The organism is Anaplasma marginale str. Florida, from assembly GCF_000215485.1.
GTDB classification, from domain to species: domain Bacteria; phylum Pseudomonadota; class Alphaproteobacteria; order Rickettsiales; family Anaplasmataceae; genus Anaplasma; species Anaplasma marginale.
In genome coordinates, this window is record NZ_AFMS01000128.1 from 1 (window position 1) to 2,821 (window position 2,821).

The following is a 2,821-nucleotide window of genomic DNA, read 5'->3' on the forward strand; positions in this document are numbered from 1 at the left end:
GGGGTTTTCTGTGACACCACCCTTTACTATAGACTCTTCCTTTTCCATGACACCTTCTGACATAAAATTCTCTTCACTAAACCCAACAAGTACAACCAATCATTTGTTCCGAAGACAGCGCACCACCCCCAGATTCCAGGAATACCAAACTTGAGCACAAGCGCTGAAGCACACCAAGCTTCATCACGCTTCACTGAAAATCCGCGCTAGCAACGCTCTATGCAGGAGCTGCCACATCACACCACAACCTCTCAGGCACAGCAGGCCAACGCACAAAACCACCTCCCATCAGGGAAATTTTCGGATGAACCCCGAGCCTGGAATCTATACCATAACTCCTCACCGCACAAGTACATTTTTATGCCAAATTACGCAAAAAGCCCCTCTCCATCTACGTGCGATAGCGAAATTTTGCACTCCAGACCACCAGCAGAGGGGCACACAATACAAACCGCAGCTGGCCACGCAAAATTGAGTACAACGCCAAAACAACACCAGGAATCTTCGCAATGGACCCGGGAACGGCACGGAACCGCAAGCGACATCAAAAGCCCGCGCTCACGTCGCGAGTGTATCACATTTTTGTTCTCCCACAACAATATTAAAAGTTGCATCGATAAATTTGTGGTACTGTCGGGCCTGCCCGCGCGTTCATGTGCACCGTAACTTATTGTAAGAGTAACTGCAACCCATCTCCAGTTCCGCAACGTGCCGCACTACGAAGATGTACTACAAAATCTTCGCTGGATTTCAGTGGAGTGAGGGTGCATAATCGTGGGCATTGAGTATTGATTGGTGCAACGTAACTGAGCTTATGGTAGGTATTTGCTTGAATCAGCACCGGTCTTATTTCTCATCAATAAGTGGTGGGCCGCGGGGAGTTTGGTTATGAGTCACAGAGACAGCTACACGATGTACGGAACCACCATATTATGCATCAGGCAGGGTGGCAGCGTGATTATCGCAGGTGACGGGCAGGTTTCTATGGGCAGTGCAATAATGAAAACCTCTGCCAAGAAGATAAAGCGCCTCGCCGGTGATAGTGTCATCACCGGGTTTGCAGGCGCAACAGCCGATGCGTTTACTTTGTTTGAAAGGCTGGAAGCTAAGCTGGAGAAGCACCCCGGCCAGTTGATGCGTGCATGCGTGGAATTGGCGAAGGATTGGAGAAGGGATAAATATTTGCGAAGATTAGAGGCCATGATGATAGTCGCGGATAAGTCCGTGTCTTTGATAATTTCCGGCGGGGGAGACGTGCTTGAACCAGAAAATGGAATCGCGGCGATAGGGTCTGGCGGGAATTTCGCCCTGTCCGCAGCCAGGGCGCTATGCGCTGCCAGAGACGAGCTTTCCTTGGATATGACCCTAGAGTACATAGCCACCGCGGCGATGGCTGTGGCCTCGGAGATCTGCGTGTACACTAACAATAATATTATCATGGAAAAGATAGAGGAGTGATGATGTCTTCCGGTGAACTAGGCGCAACGGGTGTTGGTAATTCAGGACCAGGGGAAGCAAAAGGCCCTGATCAGGGCGGTAGTGAGCCCAAAAAGATTGGGGAGGGCGTTGCGGAGTCAGAAGAAGAATACGAGACACGTGATCTTTCACCTCGCCAGATAACCAGAGAGCTTGATAGGTTTATAGTGGGGCAGGAAGAGGCAAAAAAGGCTGTGGCCAACGCGCTCAGGAGCCGTTGGCGGCGAAACCGGGTTCCTCTTCCACTGCGGGATGAAATCATCCCCAAGAACATATTGATGATTGGGCACACTGGCGTAGGTAAAACAGAAATAGCGCGTCGTTTGGCGAAGCTCGCGCAGGCTCCATTCATTAAGGTGGAGGCCACAAAGTTCACCGAAATAGGTTACGTCGGGCGGGATGTTGATTCAATAATGCGTGACCTTGTCGACAGGGCTGTTCTTTTGGTCAAGGAAAAGCACAGAAAGGTGGTGGCCAAGCAGGCGCGTAAGTCTTCCGAGGAAATTATACTAAATTGCCTGGTGGGTGTTGACGCGAGCGAAGAAACAAAAAGTGCCTTTAGGGAAAGGTTGAGGTCCGGAGAATTTGAGGACTCCGAAATTTCGATAAGCGTAAAGGAAAACAAGAACGTCCAGCATTCTTTTGACGTACCTGGCATGCCAGGTAGCCAGGTAGGAATTATGAACATCAATGAGATAGTACAAAAAATGCTGGGGGGAAATAAGCAGTTTAAATCGCTCAAAACCACAGTAAAAGAGGCGAGGGAAATTTTGTTGGATGAAGAAACAGAAAAACTCATCGACGAAGATAAGATAGTCAGAGAAGCGCTGCATATTGCAAGCAACGAGGGGATAGTGTTCCTTGACGAGATTGATAAAATCGCCGCAAGAACCGAGATTAGAGGAGAAGTAAACAGGGAGGGTGTTCAGCGCGATCTTTTGCCACTACTCGAAGGAACCAGTGTTAGCACAAAATACGGGACGGTAACTACTGACCACGTGTTGTTCATAGCCTCGGGTGCGTTTCATCTTGCTAAGCCTTCAGATCTACTGCCAGAATTGCAGGGCCGGCTGCCGATAAGGGTTGAGCTTAAACCTCTCGGCAGAGACGACCTGATACGGATTCTTACCGAGCCTGAGTCTAACTTGTTACGGCAGTATCGCGCCCTTATGGAAACCGAAGGCGTTAACGTGGAGTTTACTGAAGATGGGATACTTGCCATCGCGGAAATAGCCTCCACCGTCAACCGTGAGGTAGAGAATATCGGCGCAAGGAGGTTGCACACCATATTGGAGAAGCTAATGGAAGATATAAGCTACAGCGCGTCGGAGAACAAAGGGAAGAC

2 protein-coding genes are annotated in these 2,821 nt (G+C 49.6%); both read left to right on the plus strand.

The features are described 5' to 3' along the window. Positions 1–888: 888 nt before the first annotated feature. Positions 889–1,458, plus strand: coding sequence for an ATP-dependent protease subunit HslV (gene hslV, locus GAC_RS03500; RefSeq protein WP_010265784.1), 570 nt, complete (start codon positions 889–891; stop codon positions 1,456–1,458). A gap of 2 nt (positions 1,459–1,460) precedes the next feature. Then, positions 1,461–2,821, plus strand: a 1,361-nt coding sequence (hslU, locus tag GAC_RS03505; RefSeq protein ID WP_037349475.1) for an ATP-dependent protease ATPase subunit HslU, incomplete at its 3' end; no start/stop codon positions are given.